This window comes from Mesorhizobium sp. M0698 (genome assembly GCF_040320455.1).
Lineage (GTDB): Bacteria > Pseudomonadota > Alphaproteobacteria > Rhizobiales > Rhizobiaceae > Mesorhizobium.
The window spans coordinates 281,999-302,050 of the sequence record NZ_JAMYPQ010000001.1 but is presented as its reverse complement, the minus strand read 5'-3'; the positions used below and the strand labels follow the sequence as shown (position 1 = coordinate 302,050).

The window sequence follows — 20,052 nt, the reverse complement described above, 5'->3', positions numbered from 1 at the left end:
ATCGGCAATCATTGCGGACTCAGACAAGCCTTCGCCGAGTTGCCTGCCATGGACGACAACATGCCCCCGCGCCGGCAGACCGGCGACCTCACCAGTGGGCCTATCCCGCGCACCCTTTTGCTGTTTGCCCTGCCGGTGCTCGGCTCCAATGTGCTGCAGTCGCTCAACGGCTCGATAAATGCCGTGTGGGTCGGCCGTTTCCTCGGTGAAGCGGCGCTGACCGCCACGTCCAATGCCAACCTCGTGCTGTTTCTCATCCTCGGCACCGTCTTCGGCATCGGCATGGCGGCGACCATCCTGGTCGCACAATCCGTCGGCGCTCGTGACCTGCCCGAAGCCCGGCGCATCGTCGGAACCAGCGCCACCTTCTTCTTCCTCGTCTCGGTGGTGTTCGCGGTCTGCGGCTGGATCTGGGTCGATGCGATCCTCGATGCGCTCGGCACGCCGGCCGATGCGTTGCCGCTGGCGCGCTCCTATCTGCGCATCATCTTCCTCGCCGTGCCGATGATGAACCTGCTGTCCTTCGTCATGACGGTGCTACGCGGCGCCGGCGATTCGCGCACGCCTTTCCTGTTCATGGCGCTGGCCGTCGTGCTCGACGTCGTTTTGAACCCGTTGCTCATCCTCGGCATCGGCCCGTTCCCCGAACTCGGCATCGCCGGCTCGGCCGCGTCGACGCTGATCGGCCAGACGGTAAGCGTGGTTGCCATCCTGATCGTGCTTTATGCGCGCAAGCACCCGCTGCGGCTGGCCGGCGCCAATCTCGTTCTGCTGCGGCCGGACCCGGCGCTGCTGCGCATTGTCGTCTTCAAGGGCGTGCCGATGGGCCTGCAGATGATCGTCGTTTCGGCCGCGGCGCTGACGGTGATGGGCATGGTCAACTCGTACGGCTCGCAGGTCGCGGCTGCCTACGGCATAGCCGCACAGCTCTGGACCTATATCCAGATGCCGGCGCTCGCCATCGGCGCCGCGGTGTCGTCCATGGCGGCGCAAAATGTCGGCGCCGGGCGCTGGGACCGGATTGGACGCATCGCCGCCTCCGGCGTCGGCTTCAACCTTGTGCTCACCGGCATGCTCGTCGCGCTGCTGTTCGTATTCGATCGCGCGGTGCTCAGCCTCTTCCTTGGCAGCGACAGTGCAGCAATCGAGATCGCCACTCACATCAACAAGATCGCGTCGTGGTCCTTCATCCTGTTCGGCATCACCATCGTGCTCTTCGCCACCGTGCGTGCCACCGGCGCGGTGATGCCGCCGCTGATCATCCTGGTGATCTCGGTGCTGCTGGTGCGCACGAGCTTCGCCTATTTCTTCCGAAGCGTGATCGGCGAGGAAGCTCTGTGGTGGAGCTTTCCGGCTGGCTCTATAACCTCGCTCGTGCTGGCCGCGGCCTATTATCGCTTCGGCCGCTGGCGCAGCCTGCACATGATCGAGAGCCGGCCGGCTGCCGGCGAACCGCCGGATACCGGCCTCGGCGTACCGCGCCAGCGCGCGCATCTTTCGCCCGAGACACCGAACGGCTGAAAGGTCGGCTCAGCGCGCGTATTTCGCGCCAAACCCGAGAGCGACCAGGGAAAAGACGACAATCATGCCGGCAAAGGCCAGGCTTGCCACGGTCGCACCTGCCACCGTCGACAGAACGCCGATGCCGATGACCGGCAGCGCGTTGCCGCAAAAACAGCAGATGAAGAAGGCCGAGACGACTTCGGCGCGCCGGTCCGCCGGCGCGATCTCGTTCACCACTTGCAAGCCGCCGCGATAGCCGAGCGCTGCCGCCCCGCCGCACAAGGCGGTCCCGGCAATCATTATGGCCATCGAGGCGAAGACCTGCGCCGCAACGACCAGTGCGACGGTTGGGATCATCAGCGCAAGTGCCGCGAACATCGCGGCTCGGCTCGAAAGACGTGCCGTCGCTACAATGGTGGCGGCCGTCACGATTGCCAATTCAAAGAACAGAGCGCCGGCTTCGGCATGGTTGGTTACCTGCAGTTGCTGCGCCAAAATGCTCGGTGCGAGTGCTGCATAAAAGCCGACCAGCGCCATTGCGCCAAAGCCGGTCACCGCCGGCGCAACGAAACTTGCGCGGATGTCATCGGGCACGGAAAGCCGCGGTCGCATCGAAACGTCAGCCAGTTTCCCCGGCCGCGAAACGGTTTCCCGCGTGCGCCAGACCAGCAGGGTTACAGTCGCGAGCATCGCCAGGTAGACGACGAATGTCAGCCTGAGCGGCCAGGGCGCGTATTCGGCGAGCAACCCGGCCCCCAGCGCACCGAGGCCGAGGCCGAGAAAATTGGTGCTGGTGGCAATCGTCGCCGCCTGTGACTTGTCGTCGGTCGGGAGCAATTCGGCGAGCCAGGCGGTGCCGGTGCCCGCGCCAACGCCGATTCCCAGTCCGCTCAGAATTCGGGCGATATCGAGCCAGGCGACATTTTCGGCGAAGAGGAAAACCACCGCGCTGACGACGGCCACCGCCATCCCGGCCAATGCCATTGGACGGCGCCCGATGACATCGGACACACGCCCTAACATCAGAAGCGCTGCCAGATTGCCGATGACATAGACGGCGTAGACCAGCGTCAAAGTGATCTGCGAGAAGCCGAAGAGCTGCTTGTAGATGATGTAAAGCGGCGTCAGCGCCGTGCTGCCGGCGAAAAGAGCCGCAATCATGGCGGCCACGGCGGCCGCTGCAGCGCGGCCGCCGAGTTCGTGATCGCGCGTCATGACTTGAGCGTGAGCTGTCATTTTTTCGACCTTTTGCTGTTCGGGATCTGACATCCTAACGCCTTTTTCGCGTCAGCCGTTCCCCCTCCCCGGCTTGCTCCTGACAAGTTTGGCAGCTTTGCCGATGGCGCTGAGCGAGATCCTCTTTTAACTTCAGCGGATTGTCAGGGGAGATTCATGGGCAAGGGACGAGTCGAGGCATTCACCGATGGCGTGGTCGCCATCATCATCACCATCATGGTGCTGGAATTGAAGGTGCCGCATGGCGAGGATTTTTCCGCGCTGGCACCACTCTGGCCGATCTTCCTCAGCTATGTGCTGTCCTTCATCAATGTCGGCATCTACTGGAACAATTTGCACAACATGTTCCATACCGTGCAGCGGGTCGACGGCCGCGTGCTGTGGGCGAACCTCAACCTGCTGTTCTGGCTATCGCTGATGCCGGCGACGACAGCCTTCATGGGTGAGAACCATTTCGCGCCGGTGCCGGTTGCCGTCTATGGCGTCGACCTGGCGCTCTGCGCCATCGGCTTTAACATCCTCACCATGGCCCTGCATCGACTGCACGGCAATGAGACTCTCTTCGCCAGGGCGTTGGGCAATGACCTCAAGGGAAAGATCTCGCTGGTCCTCTATCTTTCCGCCATCGCGCTGACCTTCGTCAATCACTGGATCGGTGTCTCGATCTATGTCCTGGTGGCGATGATCTGGTTCGTGCCGGACAGGCGCTTCGAGCGGCTGATCGAGAAATAGGCCCCTTCTAGCCTCGCATTGCTTTCAGCTTTTCCGCTACCGAAGCGGCAAGGTCGGCGTAGCGCTCCTCCAGCCGCTCGGCCGCCTTGATCACTGAAAAATCATGGCCGAATTTTTCCAGCGCCATGCGCAGCTTTTCGACGAATTCGGCCTGTTTTTCGAGCGCCGAAAACAGCGTCATAACTTGCGCTTCGCTGATGTCGGGATTGGCGAGCATTTGTGGCACCTCGCGGCTCATCTGGTCGCCGGTGGCGGTCTGTTCTTTCAGGATCTCGATCCAGTCGGTCAATCGTCAGGTCTCCTTTTTCGATATCAGCATGCGCAGCGCCCGCCGATGCGGTCAACCCGAAGATGCCGGTACCGGCTTGCGCGAGCCTCTTTCCGCGCTAAGTTCGCCGCGGCCAGAACAGGAGAAAATCATGACCACCGACGCCGAGATCCAGACCGCCCTGCCCGCGCTTGCCTCCGGCAATGTCGCCGTCATCACCGGCGCGGCCAGCGGCATCGGCCTTGCCGCGGCCAAACGGCTGGCGGCGATGGGCATGAACATCGTGTTGGTCGATATTGGCGGCGCACGCCTCGATGAGGCCCGACGCGCCGTCGCCGCCATCGCCGGCGACAGCGCCGTACTTGCCGTCGCCACCGATGTCTCGAAGGCCGACGAACTCGACCGGCTGGCCGAAATGACATTCGGCGCCTTCGGCGACGTATCGCTGCTGATGAACAATGCCGGCGTCGGCAACAATCCCGGCAAGCCGTGGGAGAACCGCGACGCCTGGAAACGGCTGCTGGATATCAATTTCTGGGGCGTCGTCCATGGCGTCGAGGCCTTTGCGCCGCGCATGCTGGCGGCGGGAAAGCCGGGCCTGATCGTCAACACCGGCTCCAAGCAAGGCATCACCACGCCGCCCGGCAACCTCGCCTACAACGTTTCCAAGGCGGGCGTGAAGACCTATACCGAAGGCCTGGCGCACGCGCTGCGCAACGAGCCGGGCGCCAGTGTCGCGGCGCATCTGCTTATCCCCGGGTTCACTTTTACCGGCCTGACCGAAGGTGCGACCGAAAAGCCGGCCGGCGCCTGGACCGGCGAGCAGGTCATCGACTTCATGCTGGCCTCGCTACTGCGTGGCGATTTCTACATCCTGTGTCCCGATAACGAGGCGACCCGGTCCATGGACGAAAAGCGCATGGGCTGGGCGATTGGCGACCTCATCGAGAACCGCCCTGCCCTGTCGCGCTGGCACCCGGACTACAAAGATGCTTTCGCGGCATTCATGACACGCACCGCATGATCCCGAACCGAAGATCACCGTAGCAAAGAATCGGATCCGATCTTCGCAGGTATGCGCCGGACCTTTATATCACGCCGCTGCGTGCTTCTTCGTGTTCCGCTTCTTCGCCATGGCTTTCTCGGCTGCCAACTCGGCAAGCTTCTGATCATGCCGCTTCGCTGCCTGTTCGCATTTCTTGCGGATCTCTTCGACCTCGGTCTCAGTCAGGTGTTCGATACCGATGAAGGTGTTCTGGGCTGTGCTGACCCGGATCAATTCGTCGAGCTTCGCCTGGATCGCAGCGCCATCGCGGTTCTGGGTGTTCTGGATGAGAAACACCATCAGGAAGGTGACGACCGTCGTGCCGGTGTTGATGACGAGCTGCCAGGTGTCCGAAAAGCCGAACATCGGCCCGCTTGCCGCCCAGACGACGATGATCAGGAAACAGACGGCAAACGTCGGCGGCAGGCCGGCAAAATGGGCGACGTTGTTGGCGATCCTGGTGAAAAGCTTCTCAATCATTCAAACTCCCTCAACAGCCGGGCGACGAACCCGGACGGAAGCCGAGTTCATTGTGTCTGCAGAAACAGTTGGCAGCCGCTCCTGGTTCCCTCGCGGCGGAAGGTCGCGGGTACATTGTTGGAGGAGCAGATCGCGCAGGCCGTCGGACCGCTTGCAGATAGCCCGAACTCAGGCGGCGTCGTTTTCCCAGCGGTCGAGGAAAGCCTCGATGGGCAAGGCCTGCATGTCGGGGACTGCCCTGGCCAGTTTCTCGAGCGGCCAGTCCCACCAGGCAAGCCGTTCGATCCGGGCCGCAGTTTCCGCGCTGAAGCGCTGCCGCACTGGCCTGGCCGGAACGCCGGCGACGATTGCATAGGCCGGCACGTGGCGCGTCACCACCGCGTTGGCACCGACGATCGCGCCGTTGCCGATCACTACGCCAGGCATGATCACGGCGCCATGGCCGATCCAGACATCATGGCCGATGCTGACGGCTTTCGCCCGCCGCCGGTCGCGGAACGCCTGATCTACACCCAGCCAGCGGAAATACTCGTTGGGCCGATAGCTGATCTTGTGCTGCGTCAGCCGCTCGACCGGATGCTCCAGCGCATTGATGCGGCTGTTGGCGGCGATCGAGCAGAATTTGCCGATCGTCGTATAGATCGCCTCGGCGTGGCGCTCGAAGTAGGAAAAGTCGCCGACCGTCACCTCGCGGAGGATGACCCGCTCGCCGATCGACGCGTAGCGTCCAAGCTTGCACGCCTTCAGCTCCGCCGTCGGATGGATGCGCGGCTCGGGATCTTTCAGGACAAGGTGTTCGGGACGGTCCATGCGCGCGCTTTACGCCCGCGCGCATAGTCTCGCAAGCCGAGTGCAGCGCCGCGCATCCGTTTGGACGCGCCAAGGACCCTGTAGCACCTTAAGTCTCTATTTCGGCTTGCCGCTGGTCCACACCACGTTCTGGCCGTAGAGCGGCACGGTGGTGACCGACATTTTTGCCGAGCCATCCTGCACCTGGCGTGAATGCGACAGGTAGATCAGGGTCTCGTTGGCCTTGTCGTAGATGCGGTTCACCACCTGCTTTTTCCAGATCAGGCTGATGCCTTGCTTGAACACCTCCTCGCCGGCCTCGCTCATGTCGATGTCGCCAATGGTGATCGGCCCGGTCTGGCGGCAGGAGATCGAGGAATCGGACGGGTCCTCGAACCAGTTGCCTTTCTGCAGGCGGTCGATCACGCCACGGTCGAAATAGGAGACGTGGCAGGTCACGCCCTCGACCTTCGGATCCTTGATCGCCTCGACGATGATATCGTTGCCGAGCCAATCGACGCCGACCTTGCCGACTTCCTCGGCGGCGGCCGCGCCGGCGCCAATGACAAGGCATGCGGCTAACGCGCCGCCAATCAGTTTTCGCAAAGAGGCCTCCTGCGGTTCGAATTTTGCCGACCTCAGGTGGGACGAACGGCAGCGCTTTGCAAGCAGATCGCCTCCCAGAGGATTGCCGGTTGCGGCAACGCGACATCTTTGCGTCGGCACGACCGAACCGCTAAGAGTGTTCGCCAAGCCAGGGCCTTCACGGCGCCAACCCGGCGCCCGATGGAATAACGACGGACTTTCACTGATGATGCGTTCAATTCTGGTCGGTATTCTCGTCCTGATGGCCGCCGGAATCGGCTGGCTCACCTTCGACTGGTACCGCGGACATTATGGCGGCGAGCCGTTCGGAGCACCGTTCACGCTGGTCGACCAGAAGGGCGCGCCGGTCACCGAAGCCGCGTTTCGCGGCCACCCCAGCGTCGTCTTCTTCGGCTTCACGCACTGTCCGGAAGTCTGCCCGACCACGCTTTTCGAGTTGGCCGGCTGGCTGAAGACGATGGGCGACGACGGCAAGAACCTGCGTGCCTATTTCGTTACGGTCGACCCGGAGCGCGATACGCCCGAAATCATGAACACCTATGTCAGCAATTTCTCCGATCGCATCCTCGGCATATCAGGCGATCCCGAAAAGGTCCACGCCATGGCCAAGTCCTTCGGCATCTACTGGAAGAAAGTCGACACGAGCGACGGCGACTACACGATGGACCACACTGCTTCGGTGCTGCTGCTCAACGCCAAGGGCGATTTCGCCGGCACCATTGCTTATGGCGAAAGCCCGGATGCCGCCATCGCCAAGCTCAAACGGCTGGCGGCGGAAGGTTGACATATCCGGTAATGACGCAGACGCGTTTGTATTTCACCGCGGGCAAGATCGAGGCTGATCGCATCTTCGCGGCGCTCGGTGCGGCATTCGACGATGAGGGCCTGCCGATTGCGGTGCTCGAGGTCGACGAGGACAGCGACATCCACGAAGTATCGCTCTATGCCGACGACGACGTCGATGCGGTCGAGGCGCGGCTTAGGGACATCCTTGCCGGACTGTCGCTGTCGAAACCGATAGCGCGCGAAGCGCTGCCCGACATCGACTGGGTGGCGCGCTCGCTGGAGGGATTGAAGCCGGTGCGGGCCGGGCGCTTCTTCGTCCATGGCGCGCATGACCGCAGGAAGCGCCACAGCGGCGAGCTCGCCATCGAGATCGAGGCCGGCCTTGCCTTCGGTACCGGCCATCACGGCACCACCGCCGGCTGCCTCGAAATGCTGGAGCAGGTCATACAGCGCGAGCATCCGCGCAACGCGCTCGACCTTGGCACCGGCAGCGCGGTGCTCGCCATCGCAGCGGCCAGGCTCGCGCATATACCGGTGCTGGCGACCGACATCGACCCGGTCGCCGTCAAGGTGGCCGCCGCCAATGCGCGGCTGAACCAGGTCAAGGGGCTCATTGAAACGGTGGCGGCGCCCGGTTTTCATCATCCGATCTTTGCCGCGCGTGCGCCCTTCGACCTGATCGTCGCCAACATATTGGCGCGGCCGCTGATGCGTCTGGCGCCGCAAATGGCCGGACATATCGCGCTCGGTGGCTCGATCGTTTTGTCGGGCATCCTCGAGCGCCAGCGCGATGCGGTAATCGCGGCCTATGTCGGCCAGAAATTCCGGCACGTCCGCACCTTGCACCGCGGGGGCTGGGTGACGATTCACCTCAAGCGCTGAGGCGCAGCGCCTTCAACGCAAGCCGGAATCAACTCGGACCTAGCGCGAGTTCGCCGCTTTCTTCAGCTGTTCGCGATCGTAGCCGTGAGCTTTCAGCGTTTCGTCGTCAAAGCCAAGCAGAACGCCGCTCACATACCGGCTCGCTTCGCGCTGGCGAGCTTCGATCAGCGCTTTCACAGCGTTTCTGAAAAATCCGCGTCTAGGTGAAATCGTGGACATGACGGTCTCCTTTGCAGGGCAACAGGACTTTTCCTCCACATTAAGAAGGTAAGCTCTGCTGACGCTTTTTGAAATCGTCGATTCTGCATGGCGTCCATGCGCAAAGAGACACGCAGCAACCGGGAATGATCGGTCCGAAAATCGATTCCGATTTTCGAGGTCATGCGCTACGGTCGCGCCAGCATTCGAGGAGAGCCGACATGTTCCAGACCTTCGATTCCGCCGGCGATCCGGCCGTTGGCAAGCCGCGCGTGGCAATGCTGCGCCAATGGTTGGCGGCCAACGGGCTGGATGGCTTCATTGTGCCCCGTGCCGACGAGCACCAGGGCGAATATGTCGCCGATCGCTCGGCACGGCTGAAATGGCTGACCGGCTTCAGCGGCTCGGCCGGAGTCGCCATTGTGCTTGGCGAGCGCGCCGTCATGTTTGTCGACGGGCGCTACACGCTGCAGGTGCGCCAGGAGGTCGATCTCGACATCTTTTCGATCGAGAGCCTTGTCGACAACCCGCCGGCCAACTGGATCAAGGACAATCTCGGCAAGGGCGTGCGATTGGGCTTCGATCCGTGGCTGCATACGATCAGCGACGTCAAGGCGCTGAAAGCCTCGGCCGAGAAATCCGGCGCGATACTGGTGCCGCTCGAAGAGAATCCGATCGACGCGATCTGGCAGGACCATCCCGGGCCGCCACTGGCACCGGTCGAGATCCACCCGATCGGCTTTGCCGGCGAACTGGCCAAGGACAAGCTGGTGCGGCTGGCAGCGGCCATCGAGAAGGACGGCGCCACCCATGCCGTGCTGACCGACCCCTCCTCCATTGCCTGGGCGTTCGACATCCGTGGCGGCGACGTACCGCACACACCGCTGGCGCTCGGCTTTGCCGTGCTGGCCGCCGACGGCTCGCATCTGCTTTTCATGGACCAGCGCAAGTTTTCGCGCACCGTCGCGGCCTACCTGACGCAGCTCGCCGAATTGCACGACCCAGGTGAATTCGAAACGGCAATCGTCACCCAGGCCAAGAGCGGTGCAAAAATCGCGCTGGACCCGGTTCTAGCGGCGGACAAGCTCAGGATGCTGGTCGAGGATAATGGCGGCACCGTCATTGCCGTGCCCGATCCGGCCCGCATTCCACGCGCAACAAAGAACAAAGCTGAGATCGCCGGCGCACGCGCCGCACATCGCCGCGACGGCGCCGCGGTCGCCAAGCTGCTGTGCTGGCTCGACCGCCAGAAGCCCGGCACGCTCGACGAAATCGCCGTTGTCACCAGGCTTGAGGAGACGCGCCGTCAGACCGGCGAAGAAACGCAGATGCCGCTGCGCGACGTATCGTTCGATACCATCTCCGGCGCTGGTCCTAACGGCGCTATCATGCACTACCGCGTCTCCCGCGCCACCAATCGCAAGCTGGGGGATGGCGAGCTGTTCCTGCTCGATTCCGGCGGGCAGTACCAGGACGGCACCACCGACATTACCCGCACGGTTCCGATTGGCGCGCCAACCGAGGAGATGCGCGAGCGCTTCACGCTGGTGCTGAAAGGCATGATCGGCATCTCCATGCTGCGCTTCCCCCAGGGCACGCGCGGCTCCGAAATCGATGCAGTGGCGCGCCTGGCGCTATGGAGACACGGCTGCGATTTCGCCCATGGCACCGGGCACGGTGTCGGCTCCTATCTTGCCGTGCATGAGGGCCCGCAGCGTATCGCCAAGACCGGTACCGAAAAGCTGCTGGCCGGCATGATCGTCTCCAACGAGCCCGGCTATTACAAGGAAGGTTCCTACGGCATCCGCATCGAGAACTTGATTCTGGTGACACCGGCCGAGGCAATCGAGGGCGGCGACATCGCCATGCACGGCTTCGAGACACTGACGCTGGCGCCGATCGACAAGCGGCTGGTCCGATCGGACCTTTTAACCCGCGACGAGTTGCATTGGCTTGACGAATACCATGCGCGCGTACTGGCCGAGATCGGACCGATGCTCGACGGCGAAACGCTGGCCTGGCTGGAAAAGGCAACCGCGCCGCTGCCGCACGACTTCAAGCAATAGCCGCGGCGGCAACGCCGGTTGACAGGCATTGCTCCGCAAGCAGTCCCTGCAAAGCGGTGACGTTGGGAGAACCGGCTCCCTTGCGCCAGAACAACACCGTGACGGCGTTGTCTTCGTCAGAGGGCAGTTCGTGCAGCTTTAGCCAGCGGCTTTCCGGGAAACCCGAAAGCACGCTTTTCGGCATCAGCGCTATGCCCATGCCAGCCACCACGCAACCAAGGATGGCATGGTATGAACCAAGCTCGATGGTTTTCTCGGCCATGAACCCTCGGCGCGCATACCATTGTTCCAGCCGCTTGCGGTGCGGACAGCCGTGCTCGAAGGCTATCATGGTTTTGGGCATGTCCAGGTGGTCTTCGACCGAAACGCGCGATGCCGCCGAGACAATGACCAGCTGCTCGTGAAACGCGGGCAGCTTTTCGAATGGGGCGTCGGCGATCGGCTCGGCGGCGAACGCTGCATCGAGCTCACCGGCAAGCATGGCGGTCGCGAGAACCTGCGGATTGCCGGTGCGCAACTGGATTTCCACTTCGGGATGCCGTGCATGGTATTCGGCGAGCAGACTTGGAAGCCGTGCCGCAGCGGTGCTCTCCATGGCACCTAGGCGAAGAGTGCCGCGCGGGCGTGGATCGAGCATCGCCGTTCGCGCCTCCTCCGCAAGCGCCAGCAGCCGATCCGCATAGCCGACCAATCTGTGACCGGCCGGCGATACGTGCAGGCGCTTGCCCTCCCGGATAAACAGCTGCACGCCGAGATCCTCCTCGAGCTGCCGGATGCGTGTGGTCACGTTCGACTGCACGCGAAACAGTTTTTCCGCCGCCCTGGTGATTCCACCCTCGCGCACCACCGTGCGGAAGATGCGCAGATCGGCCAAATCCATACATCTCTCCTGGAGAACATAACGATCTTAATTATTCATTTTAACTGATTATGCCTTTCCCGTAAATCGCCGGTGTAGCTGCCGATCAACACGGCAAACCAGGGGAGATGGAAATGTCGCGTAAGCCCTTCGGCATCCAGCCGACCGATCTAAGCGCATTGACGCCGAAGCAGCGCGAAGCCCTCTATAGTGACGCCGTGCGTCGCGCCCACCAGGAGAGATCGGAGGCGATCCGGCTGAGCCTGTCGCGGGTCGGCGCGGCAATAGTCGCTGCGGTAAAACGCATGTGTGCTCTCGCCGCCAAGGCAAAAGTCGATCAGCCGACGAGCTGCCGCGCGAGGATCAGCACGGCAGCACCCGCCAGGAACATCGCCATCAGGCCGCCGCGCAGTGAGACCAAGCCGGCAACGATCAAGGCTGCCCATTCCGCCGGCCCGGCGCTGAGCGCCGCCGGCGCCACCAGCGTGGTCAGCACCGCCGCCGGCACGGCGCTGAGCCCGGCTTCGACGCGCGGGTGGATTTGATCGAAACGCGAGATCACCAGATGACCGCCGATGCGGGTCAGATAGGTCGCGATCGAAGCGGCGATGATGATCCACAAGGTCGTGCTCATCGCCGTACCTCCACGCCGCTGTGGCGGGGCGGCAGGATGACGGCGAGCAGCACGCCGGCCAGCGCACCTATGGAGACATGCCAGGGCGAGCCGACCGTTTTGTATGCAATGATGGAGGCGGCAGCGCTGGCGATGACCACCGGCAGCCACAGCGGCCGCTTGCGGAAGCTCATGACCAGGCCGAGAAAATAGATCGGCAGCAGGAAATCGATGCCCAACGCATGGGTGTCGGGAATAAGCTTGCCGAACATCGCGCCGAGCGCGCTTTCGATGGTCCAGAACACATAGACCGGCAGCCCAAGCCCCATATACCAGGTGAACCCGACGGTCTCGCCGGCCTCCGCCTTGCGCTCGGCCACCGCGAACTGCGGATCGGTAAGCACGAAGTAGCCTATCGCCTGCTGGATCAGCGGCCAATGCGCGATGCGCCGGCCGATGCCAGCCGAATAGAGCACATGGCGAAAATTCACCGCGAAGATCGACAGCACGATCAGCCACGGCGCGACATGCTGGCCGAACAGCTCGATGCCGACCATCTGGCTGGCGCCGCCGAACACCGTTGCGCTCATCAGGAACGCTTCGAGCACGGAAAACCCGTTGTCAACTGCGAGCGCACCGAACAGCAATGCAAACGGCGCCGACGCCACCACGACGGGCATGCTGAGCCGCACGCCGTCCCAGAAATCGCTTTTCGCTCCGTTTTCGGAGATTGCTTCCGCCGACATCGATCGCTCCTTGGGAACGGCCGTATGTAGAGAGAGCGGCCCGGCTTGTCACACCAATTTGCTTGAGGCAAACGATCAGCGGAAATGATGGCTGAAGCGTCGCGGCAAGCTCGCTTCCGAGCCTAGCGCGGCGAAGCCTTGCCATCGATCGCCCTGCCCCAGTCGAGCAGCGGTTTTGCCCGCATGACGAAGTCGACGAGTTCGTCGACCAATCCAGCTCCGTAGATATCCGCCGGCTCGATTGCGTGCCGGACGGCAAAATGCCGGTTGCGGATCGCGGCAGCGAGATCGGGCTCGGCGATATGCTCGAAGCCGCGCGGCGTGCGCTTCATGCAGCCGTCCGGGTCGAGCTCGAGGCCGTTCTTCTTCAGCGCCGCGACGAGGCTGCGGAATTCAGCGGGCCGCTTCGCGATCGCGTTGCGCAGCGCCAGCAATAGCTCCGGTCCGGGCTGCCACCAGGCAATGGCGGCAAAGCATCGCTCGAGCCCGATATGGACGTAAAAAACGCCCTGTTCCATCTTGGTGCCGTCGGGCGAAAGGATCGCCGACAAATGCCGGTTATAAGGCCGTTTGTCCTTGGCGAAACGCACATCGCGATTAATCCGGAACAGCGACTTCTTGCGGTCGCCGCGCAGGCCGAGCCCCAATGCCATGAAGCGCTCGGAGAGCGTCTCGACCAGATCGCCGAAGGGACCGCGCAGGTCGCGTTCGAAAAGGTCGCGGTTTTCCAAAAACCACTCCCGGCTCTGATGAAAATCCAGCGCCTTGAGGAAGGGAATGGCCTTTTGCCCAAAACCGTTGAACGCAGCCGCCATCACCCGCCCTTGCCGATCCGCTGCAGCCAGGTGTCCTCGTCGATCACCTCGATGCCGAATTTGGTCGCATCCTTCAGCTTGGAACCGGCGCCTGGCCCTGCCACCAGGAGATCGGTCTTCGCAGAAACCGAGCCGGCGACCTTCGCGCCGAGGCGTTCGGCCATCGCCTTGGCCTCCGGGCGCGTCATCTTTTCCAGCGTGCCTGTAAACACGATTGTCTTGCCGGCGACCGCACTGTCGGCTGAGACGTTCACAATGTACGGCTTCGGATGGACCTGTGTGAGCAGCGCTTCAAGCACGGCGTCGTTGCGTTCATTGCCGAAGAAATCGCGAAGAGCGCCTATCACGGTATCGCCGATGCCGTTGATCGAAGGAAAAACGGTGTGTGGATCGGCTGCCGCTGCCGTCTCCTTGCCAATGCGGATCAACTCCTCGATCGTCGAGAAGGTTCGGGCAAGCACAGCGGCCGTCGTTTCGCCGATATGACGAATGCCCAGCGCGAAGATGAAGCGATCAAGTTCCGGTTCGCGGCGAGCGTCGATGGCACCGAAGAGCTTGTCGAGGCCGTCATAGTTGCGTTCCTCGATGCTGCGTACATTCTTGCGCGTTTTGCCCGATGCGGCCTCGCGCTGCCTGGCCTGCTCCTCCCGTCGCTCCGCCAGCGCCTTGGTGACGGCGGGACGGCGGTCCCGGAGGGTGAAGATATCGGCGGCTGTCTTGACCAACCCGGCATTGAAAAACAGGTCAATGTTTTCAGCGCCCAGGCCTTCGATATCCATGGCGCCGCGCGACACAAAGTGGCGCAATCCTTCCACGGCCTGCGCAGGGCAGATCAGTTCGCCGGTGCAACGTCGGCGGGAATCTTCCTTGCCGGTCTTCTCGTTGATCTCGCGCCTTGCCGGCGAGCCGCAGATCGGACAGTTGTGCGGGAATTCGTAGGGCACGGCATCTGGCGGACGCTTGTCGGCTACGACGCTGACGATCTGCGGAATGACGTCCCCTGCCCGCTGGATGACCACCGTGTCGCCGATACGCACATCATAGCCGTCGCGGATCGGCTGGCCGTTGCTGTCCAGACCCTTGATGTAGTCTTCGTTGTGAAGCGTGACATTTTCGACCACGACGCCGCCGACCGTGACGGGCGCAAGCCGGGCAACGGGCGCCAGCGTACCGGTACGGCCCACCTGAATGTCGATCCTGAGCACGGTTGTCATCGCCTGTTCGGCTGGAAATTTGTGGGCAATGGCCCAGCGTGGTTCGCCGGTGACAAAGCCCCATCTGCGCTGCAACTCCAATTGGTCGACCTTGTAGACGACGCCGTCGATGTCGTAGCCGAGCGATGAGCGCTGGGTCTCGATTAGGTGATAGTGCGCGACCAGTTCCTCGACCGATCTTGCCCGGACCATCAGCGGGCTGACCTTGAATCCCCATTCCGCGAACTTCTGCACCGAATCGTACTGGGTCGGAGCCGGATCCTTCGTCGTATAGCCCCAGGCATAGGCAAAGAATTTGAGGTTGCGGCTGGCGGTAACGGACGGGTCCTTCTGACGGAGCGACCCGGCCGCCGTGTTACGCGGATTGACGTAATCCTGGCCGCCTATCGCCGCCGAACGTTGCTTCAGCGCCTCGAATTCCGCGTAGGTCATATAGACCTCACCGCGTATTTCGATGACCTCGGGCCAGTCCGATCCCTTCAAGGTCTTGGGAATATCGGCGATGGTCTTGAGATTGGCGGTGATGTCCTCGCCGACGACGCCGTCGCCGCGCGTTGCTCCCTGCACGAACACACCGCCTTCATACCGCAGGGAAGCCGATAGCCCGTCGATCTTCGGCTCCGCCGTGAAGGCGATGTTCAGATCCTTGTCGCGGTCAAAGAATCGCCGGCCCCGTTCGATGAAGTCCGCGACGTCCTGGTCGGTATAGGCCTTGGCTAGGCTGAGCATCGGCACCGCGTGGCGCACCTTGGCAAAGCCTTCCGCCGGCGGCGCGCCGACCCTGCGTGAGGGCGAATCCTCACGCACCAAAGCGGGGAAGCGCTGTTCGATGGCGAGGTTGCGCCGCGTCAGCGCGTCATATTCCGCATCCGTGATTATCGGCGCGTCCTCGCCATGGTAGCGCCGGTCGTGCTCGGCGATCTCCTGCGCCAACCGCTTCAACTCGCTTGCCGCCTCGCTTTCGCTGAGCGAATCGACTGGTTTTTCGTCCATGCACTGCTCCCTCCACGGTGGCGCGACACAATAGAGCAGGATTCTCTCACGAGGGAGAGACCAGGCACGGAAAATCATTCCTGAACAGCAGGATGGCGCCAGACCCTGACTCAGGTCACGAGCGCCGGAAACGAACTCGTCTAGAGCAATTCCGGGAAAAGTGTGAAACGGTTTTCCGTCCGGAATTGCGCAAAACAAAGAAGTAGAGCGGTTCGGCGTTTCCGTGAAACGATGAACCGCTCTAGGCTGCAGCGGTGTTCTCCCGCAGCAGCCGCTCGGCCGCCGCGCGCGCCTCGTCGGTGATGGTGGCGCCGGCGAGCATGCGTGCGATCTCTTCCTGCCGCGCCGCCCGGTCCATCTCGGCGATGCCGGTCGAGACCCGGTCGGCCCCGCCCGATTTGGAGATCAGGAAATGCGTCGCCGCGCGCGCCGCCACTTGTGGTGCATGCGTGACCGAAAGCACCTGCACGCGTTTTGCCAGCCGCGCCAGCCGCTGGCCGATGGCGTCGGCAACCGCACCGCCGACGCCGGTGTCGATTTCGTCGAAGACCAAGGTCGGCGCCGAGCCCCGGTCAGCGAGTGCTACCTTCAACGCCAGCAGGAAGCGCGAAAGCTCGCCGCCGGAAGCGACTTTCATCATCGGGCCGGGCCTGGTGCCGGGGTTGGTGCGCACCCAGAACTCGACCTGGTCGATGCCTTCTTCCATGCGGCTCTCGGCATCGCTTGCGATCTCGACGATGAACTCGGCCCGTTCGAGCTTCAGCGCCGGCAGTTCGGCCATTACCGCCTTGGTCAGCCCGACGGCCGCCGCATGGCGAAGCGACGACAGCTGGGCCGCCGTAATGTCATAGGCCTGGCGCGCCGCTGCAGCCTGTGTCTCCAGCGCATGCAGGCGCTCTTCGCCGGCGTCGAGATCGGCAAGGTCGGCCGCCATGGTGTCACGCAATTGTGCCAGGTCGTCGACGGCGACGCTGTGCTTGCGCGACGCGGCACGCAGCGAAAACAGCCGCTCCTCGGCTTTCTCCAGCCGCTGCGGATCATATTCGGTGGCGCGCAGTGCGGCTTCGACGCCCGACTGCGCCGCGTCGAGCGACAGCATCGCCTCGTCGAGCGACTTGACGACATCCTCGAGCAAGCCGGGCGCTTCCGTCACCTTGCGCTGCAGCCGCCTGAGCAGGCTGGCCAACTGCGGCAAGGGCGAGGACCGGCCCGAGAGCACATCCTGCGCATCGTGGATTTCCGAGGCGATCTTTTCGGCACGCATCATCGAGGCGCGCAGTTCGGCGAGCTCGGTCTCTTCGCCCGGTTGCGCATCGAGCCTGGTCAATTCGGCGACCGCCGCACGCAGATAATCGGCCTCGCGGGCAGCTGCCTCGACTTTGGCCCCGTGCCGTGAAAATTCCTGCTCACAGGTACGCCAATGCCGCCACGCCTCGCCGGTTGCCCGCGCGGCACCCAGATGACCGCCGAAACTGTCGAGCAACTCGCGATGGGCGCCGGGATCGACCAAAGCGCGCTCGTCATGCTGGCCGTGGATCTCGACCAGCGCACGGCCGATGTCGCGCATCAGCGTCACGCTGGACGGCTGGTCGTTGACGAACACGCGCGTGCGGCCGTCAGCCGTCTGGACGCGGCGCAGGATAATGTCGCCGTCGTACTCGATGGCATTCTCGGCAAGCAGCATGCGAGCCGCGTGATTGCGCGGCACGTCGAACACGGCGATGACTTGGCCTTGTGCCGCGCCATGCCGCACCAGCGAGGCGTCGCCGCGGGCGCCAAGCGCCAGCGACAAGGCGTCGAGCAGGATGGACTTTCCGGCGCCGGTTTCGCCGGTCAGCACCGAAAGGCCGGACGAGAAGTCGATGTCCAGCTTCTCGATCAGAACGATATCGCGGATCGACAGCCTGGAGAGCATGGTGACGCGCCGCTCAGGCGCCGGTGATCAGCTTCCCGGCCTTGGAGATCCACGATCCGGCATTCTCGCGCGGCTCGAGCCCACCACTCTGCAGGAGCTTGTAGGAGTCCTTGTACCACTGGCTGTCGGGATAGTTGGTGCCGAGCACGGCCGCAGCGGTCTGCGCTTCCGACGTTAGCCCCATCGCATAGTAGCTCTCGGTCAGACGCGCCAGCGCCTCCTCGACATGGCGTGTGTTCGAATAGTTCTCCACCACGTTGCGGAACCGTTTGACGGCTGCGATGTATTCGCGGCGCTCGAGATAATAGCGGCCGATCTGCATCTCTTTGCCGGCGAGCTGATCGTTGGCGAAGCGGATCTTCTCCTTGGCGTCGTCGGCATATTCGGACGTGGGCCAGCGCGTCACGAGGTCCTGCATCGTCTGCACGGTAAGACGCGCTTCCTTCTGGTCCTGGGTGACGTCCTTGATCTGGCGGTAGTAGCTCAGCCCGATAATATATTGGGCATAGGCTGCATCGTCGGTCGACGGGTACAGGGTCAGGTAGCGCTTGGCCGAACCGATCGCCTCATCGTAATTGCCCTGACGGTAGTCGGCAAAGGCACCCATCACCATCGATTTGCGGGCGAATTCGGAATATGGATGCTGGCGGTCGACGGCGTCAAACTTGCGGCTTGCCTCCTGCAGTCGCCCGGCATTCAGATTGGCGAGACCCTGATTGTAGAGCACGTCGGCCGGCTCGGTCTGATCGACATAGGTCGACAGATCGACGTCCTTCTCGGACGACATGCAGGCCGACAGAAACAGCGATGGAACGACCACCGAAAGCGCCAGGAAAACAGCCCGCCGCAGCGCCTTCGATTGACCAACTCGCTTGAAAAACATGTTTGGATTCCGCCCTTTCGGCGTCATTTCAGTCGACGGCAGCAGCCATAAACCATAATTGCCTTGCCCGGCAACGCTATCCCCGGCCAATCGCACATTTTTGTGGCGGTTTGGCGCCACCTGGAAAGCTGTGTAATTTGGCCGGCCGGTGATGCATCCATGCAACACAGCTTGACCGCAACGGGGGCCGTAAGACCTTAAGAATCAGATCATCCAGGGCGCATAGAGGGGTGCGTTGACGGCGCTCATCTCCGCGGTACGCCCGCGCTCGCGGCGCGTTGTCTCGACGATCTCAAAAGCCGAACGGTCCGACAAGAGACGGCGCAGCGCAGCCGCGTTCAGCCTGTGGCCACCACGATAGGAGCGGAAGCAGCCGATGAACCGGGCACCGGCGAGCGCCAGGTCGCCCATCGCATCCATCGTCTTGTGGCGCGCGAACTCGTTGGGATAGCGCAGGCCTCCCATGTTGATCACGCGGTTGTCGTCGCCGATCACCAGGGAGTTTTCCAACGAGGAGCCGAGCGCATAGCCGGCCGCCCACAGCCGCTCGACGTCCTTCATGAAACCGAACGTGCGGGCCCGCGCGACGTCGCGGCGGAAAATGTCGGCGTTCATGTCGGATGCAAAAAGTTGGCGCCCGATCGCCGGGCTTTCGAAATCGATCTCGATCTCGAAGCGCGTGCCGTCATAGGGCCTGAACTCCGCCCAGCAGGCGCCGTTCTCGATGCGAACCGGCTTGACCACCCTGATGTAGCGACGCTTGACCGGCAGCGTTTCGATGCCTGCCTGGTCAATGGCCTCGACGAACATCACTGCGCTGCCGTCGAGGATAGGCACCTCATGGCCGTCGATTTCGATGACGAGATTGTCGATTCCAAGCCCGAAAAGCGTCGCCATCAGATGCTCGACCGTGGCAATGTGCTCGCCTTGCGGATCGCCAAGCATGGTGCAGAGATCGGTGGCGCCGACCTCGGAGACGAGCGCGCGAAATTCGTGGCTTCCGCTTGCATTCGAAAGCTGGAAGACGACACCCGTATCGGCATCCGCCGGCAGGAAATGGACGGTGACCGGATTGCCACTGTGAACGCCGATGCCAGTCAGCGTCGCGCGCGATTTAAGTGTCGTCTGATAGTCGTGCAAAACAATCCCCATAGCCCGTACTGCCTAGGTCCGCTTCATCTGCCCTGAGGGCGCGGCTCTTGATTGATCGGCAGGCAGGGCCACTTCCCCGAGACTCCCAGCAAACCGACTTTGGTCGGTGGCGAAGATAATGATCCCGCAGGGAGACTCCAAATCACGGTTTCTTACTCTTTGTAACTGCGGTCCCGGGAGGGAACGCCTCATAAGTCCTTGTTCTGAAATCGTTTTTAACGTTAACAGGCGAACAGTCTCCTGCTCGCCTGTTAACAACTGTTACGAACCG

General features: G+C 62.8%; 20 protein-coding genes. 6 read left to right on the top strand and 14 right to left on the bottom strand.

Annotated elements, in window-relative coordinates:
- Positions 1-48: 48 nt before the first annotated feature.
- Positions 49-1,521, top strand: a complete 1,473-nt coding sequence (locus NKI16_RS01550; protein ID WP_352622699.1) for an MATE family efflux transporter — start codon at positions 49-51, stop codon at positions 1,519-1,521.
- A gap of 9 nt (positions 1,522-1,530) precedes the next feature.
- On the opposite strand, the gene NKI16_RS01545 is transcribed toward NKI16_RS01550, so the two are convergent.
- Entirely contained in the window at positions 1,531-2,739 is a 1,209-nt protein-coding gene (locus NKI16_RS01545; protein WP_023676739.1) for an MFS transporter, read from the bottom strand.
- A 156-nt stretch (positions 2,740-2,895) separates the two neighbouring features.
- Between NKI16_RS01545 and NKI16_RS01540 the strand changes: the two genes are divergently transcribed.
- Positions 2,896-3,471, top strand: a complete 576-nt coding sequence (locus NKI16_RS01540; RefSeq protein WP_023676740.1) for a TMEM175 family protein — start codon at positions 2,896-2,898, stop codon at positions 3,469-3,471.
- A 7-nt stretch (positions 3,472-3,478) separates the two neighbouring features.
- Here the strand turns inward: NKI16_RS01540 and NKI16_RS01535 are convergent, their stop codons facing one another.
- Positions 3,479-3,760 (bottom strand): hypothetical protein, encoded by a 282-nt coding sequence (locus tag NKI16_RS01535; protein WP_023676741.1) that lies wholly within the window; start codon positions 3,758-3,760, stop codon positions 3,479-3,481.
- 130 nt (positions 3,761-3,890) lie between these two features.
- Here NKI16_RS01535 and NKI16_RS01530 point away from each other — a divergent pair, with 130 nt between their 5' ends.
- On the top strand, positions 3,891-4,763 hold the full coding sequence (locus tag NKI16_RS01530; RefSeq protein WP_352922221.1) for an SDR family NAD(P)-dependent oxidoreductase: 873 nt from the start codon (positions 3,891-3,893) through the stop codon (positions 4,761-4,763).
- 69 nt (positions 4,764-4,832) lie between these two features.
- Here NKI16_RS01530 and NKI16_RS01525 read toward each other — a convergent pair whose 3' ends face one another.
- From NKI16_RS01525 to NKI16_RS01515, 3 genes are all read right to left on the bottom strand, one after another.
- Positions 4,833-5,264: a low affinity iron permease family protein gene (locus NKI16_RS01525; RefSeq protein WP_031211766.1), complete on the bottom strand. Its 432-nt coding sequence runs from the start codon at positions 5,262-5,264 to the stop codon at positions 4,833-4,835.
- A gap of 168 nt (positions 5,265-5,432) precedes the next feature.
- Positions 5,433-6,074 (bottom strand): DapH/DapD/GlmU-related protein, encoded by a 642-nt coding sequence (locus NKI16_RS01520; protein WP_352570472.1) that lies wholly within the window; start codon positions 6,072-6,074, stop codon positions 5,433-5,435.
- Between the two features lie 96 nt (positions 6,075-6,170).
- A complete protein-coding gene (locus tag NKI16_RS01515; RefSeq protein ID WP_023676745.1) occupies positions 6,171-6,659 on the bottom strand; it encodes a CreA family protein in 489 nt (162 codons plus the stop codon).
- Between the two features lie 205 nt (positions 6,660-6,864).
- Here NKI16_RS01515 and NKI16_RS01510 point away from each other — a divergent pair, with 205 nt between their 5' ends.
- The gene (locus NKI16_RS01510) at positions 6,865-7,443 is read left to right on the top strand and encodes an SCO family protein (RefSeq protein WP_023676746.1); all 579 of its coding nucleotides are present in this window, start codon (positions 6,865-6,867) and stop codon (positions 7,441-7,443) included.
- 11 nt (positions 7,444-7,454) lie between these two features.
- Positions 7,455-8,327 carry a 50S ribosomal protein L11 methyltransferase gene (locus NKI16_RS01505; protein ID WP_023676747.1) on the top strand — a complete coding sequence of 291 codons (873 nt, stop codon included), beginning with the start codon at positions 7,455-7,457 and terminating at the stop codon, positions 8,325-8,327.
- A 39-nt stretch (positions 8,328-8,366) separates the two neighbouring features.
- Here NKI16_RS01505 and NKI16_RS01500 read toward each other — a convergent pair whose 3' ends face one another.
- Entirely contained in the window at positions 8,367-8,546 is a 180-nt protein-coding gene (locus NKI16_RS01500) for a hypothetical protein (protein ID WP_031211768.1), read from the bottom strand.
- Between the two features lie 200 nt (positions 8,547-8,746).
- Between NKI16_RS01500 and NKI16_RS01495 the strand changes: the two genes are divergently transcribed.
- Entirely contained in the window at positions 8,747-10,591 is a 1,845-nt protein-coding gene (locus NKI16_RS01495; protein WP_023676749.1) for an aminopeptidase P family protein, read from the top strand.
- Here the strand turns inward: NKI16_RS01495 and NKI16_RS01490 are convergent.
- The 8 genes from NKI16_RS01490 to lpxC form a co-directional block, all read right to left on the bottom strand.
- The gene (locus NKI16_RS01490) at positions 10,581-11,471 is read right to left on the bottom strand and encodes a LysR family transcriptional regulator (protein ID WP_023676750.1); all 891 of its coding nucleotides are present in this window, start codon (positions 11,469-11,471) and stop codon (positions 10,581-10,583) included. The two genes, NKI16_RS01495 and NKI16_RS01490, sit on opposite strands and share 11 nt — an antisense overlap.
- A gap of 316 nt (positions 11,472-11,787) precedes the next feature.
- Positions 11,788-12,084 carry an AzlD family protein gene (locus NKI16_RS01485; RefSeq protein ID WP_023676751.1) on the bottom strand — a complete coding sequence of 99 codons (297 nt, stop codon included), beginning with the start codon at positions 12,082-12,084 and terminating at the stop codon, positions 11,788-11,790.
- Complete coding sequence (locus NKI16_RS01480; protein WP_023676752.1) at positions 12,081-12,809, bottom strand: AzlC family ABC transporter permease; 729 nt, start codon at positions 12,807-12,809, stop codon at positions 12,081-12,083. The genes NKI16_RS01485 and NKI16_RS01480 overlap by 4 nt, the downstream gene beginning before the upstream one ends.
- A 122-nt stretch (positions 12,810-12,931) precedes the next feature.
- Complete coding sequence (locus tag NKI16_RS01475; protein ID WP_023676753.1) at positions 12,932-13,624, bottom strand: DUF2461 domain-containing protein; 693 nt, start codon at positions 13,622-13,624, stop codon at positions 12,932-12,934.
- Entirely contained in the window at positions 13,624-15,831 is a 2,208-nt protein-coding gene (ligA, locus tag NKI16_RS01470) for an NAD-dependent DNA ligase LigA (protein WP_352622690.1), read from the bottom strand. Before ligA ends, NKI16_RS01475 begins: the two co-directional genes overlap by 1 nt.
- 241 nt (positions 15,832-16,072) lie before the next feature.
- A complete protein-coding gene (gene recN, locus NKI16_RS01465) occupies positions 16,073-17,746 on the bottom strand; it encodes a DNA repair protein RecN (RefSeq protein WP_352622688.1) in 1,674 nt (557 codons plus the stop codon).
- Between the two features lie 13 nt (positions 17,747-17,759).
- Positions 17,760-18,629, bottom strand: a complete 870-nt coding sequence (locus NKI16_RS01460; protein WP_023676756.1) for an outer membrane protein assembly factor BamD — start codon at positions 18,627-18,629, stop codon at positions 17,760-17,762.
- Positions 18,630-18,833: 204 nt separating this feature from the next.
- Entirely contained in the window at positions 18,834-19,781 is a 948-nt protein-coding gene (gene lpxC, locus NKI16_RS01455) for a UDP-3-O-acyl-N-acetylglucosamine deacetylase (RefSeq protein ID WP_254818982.1), read from the bottom strand.
- Between the last annotated feature and the right edge of the window lie 271 nt (positions 19,782-20,052).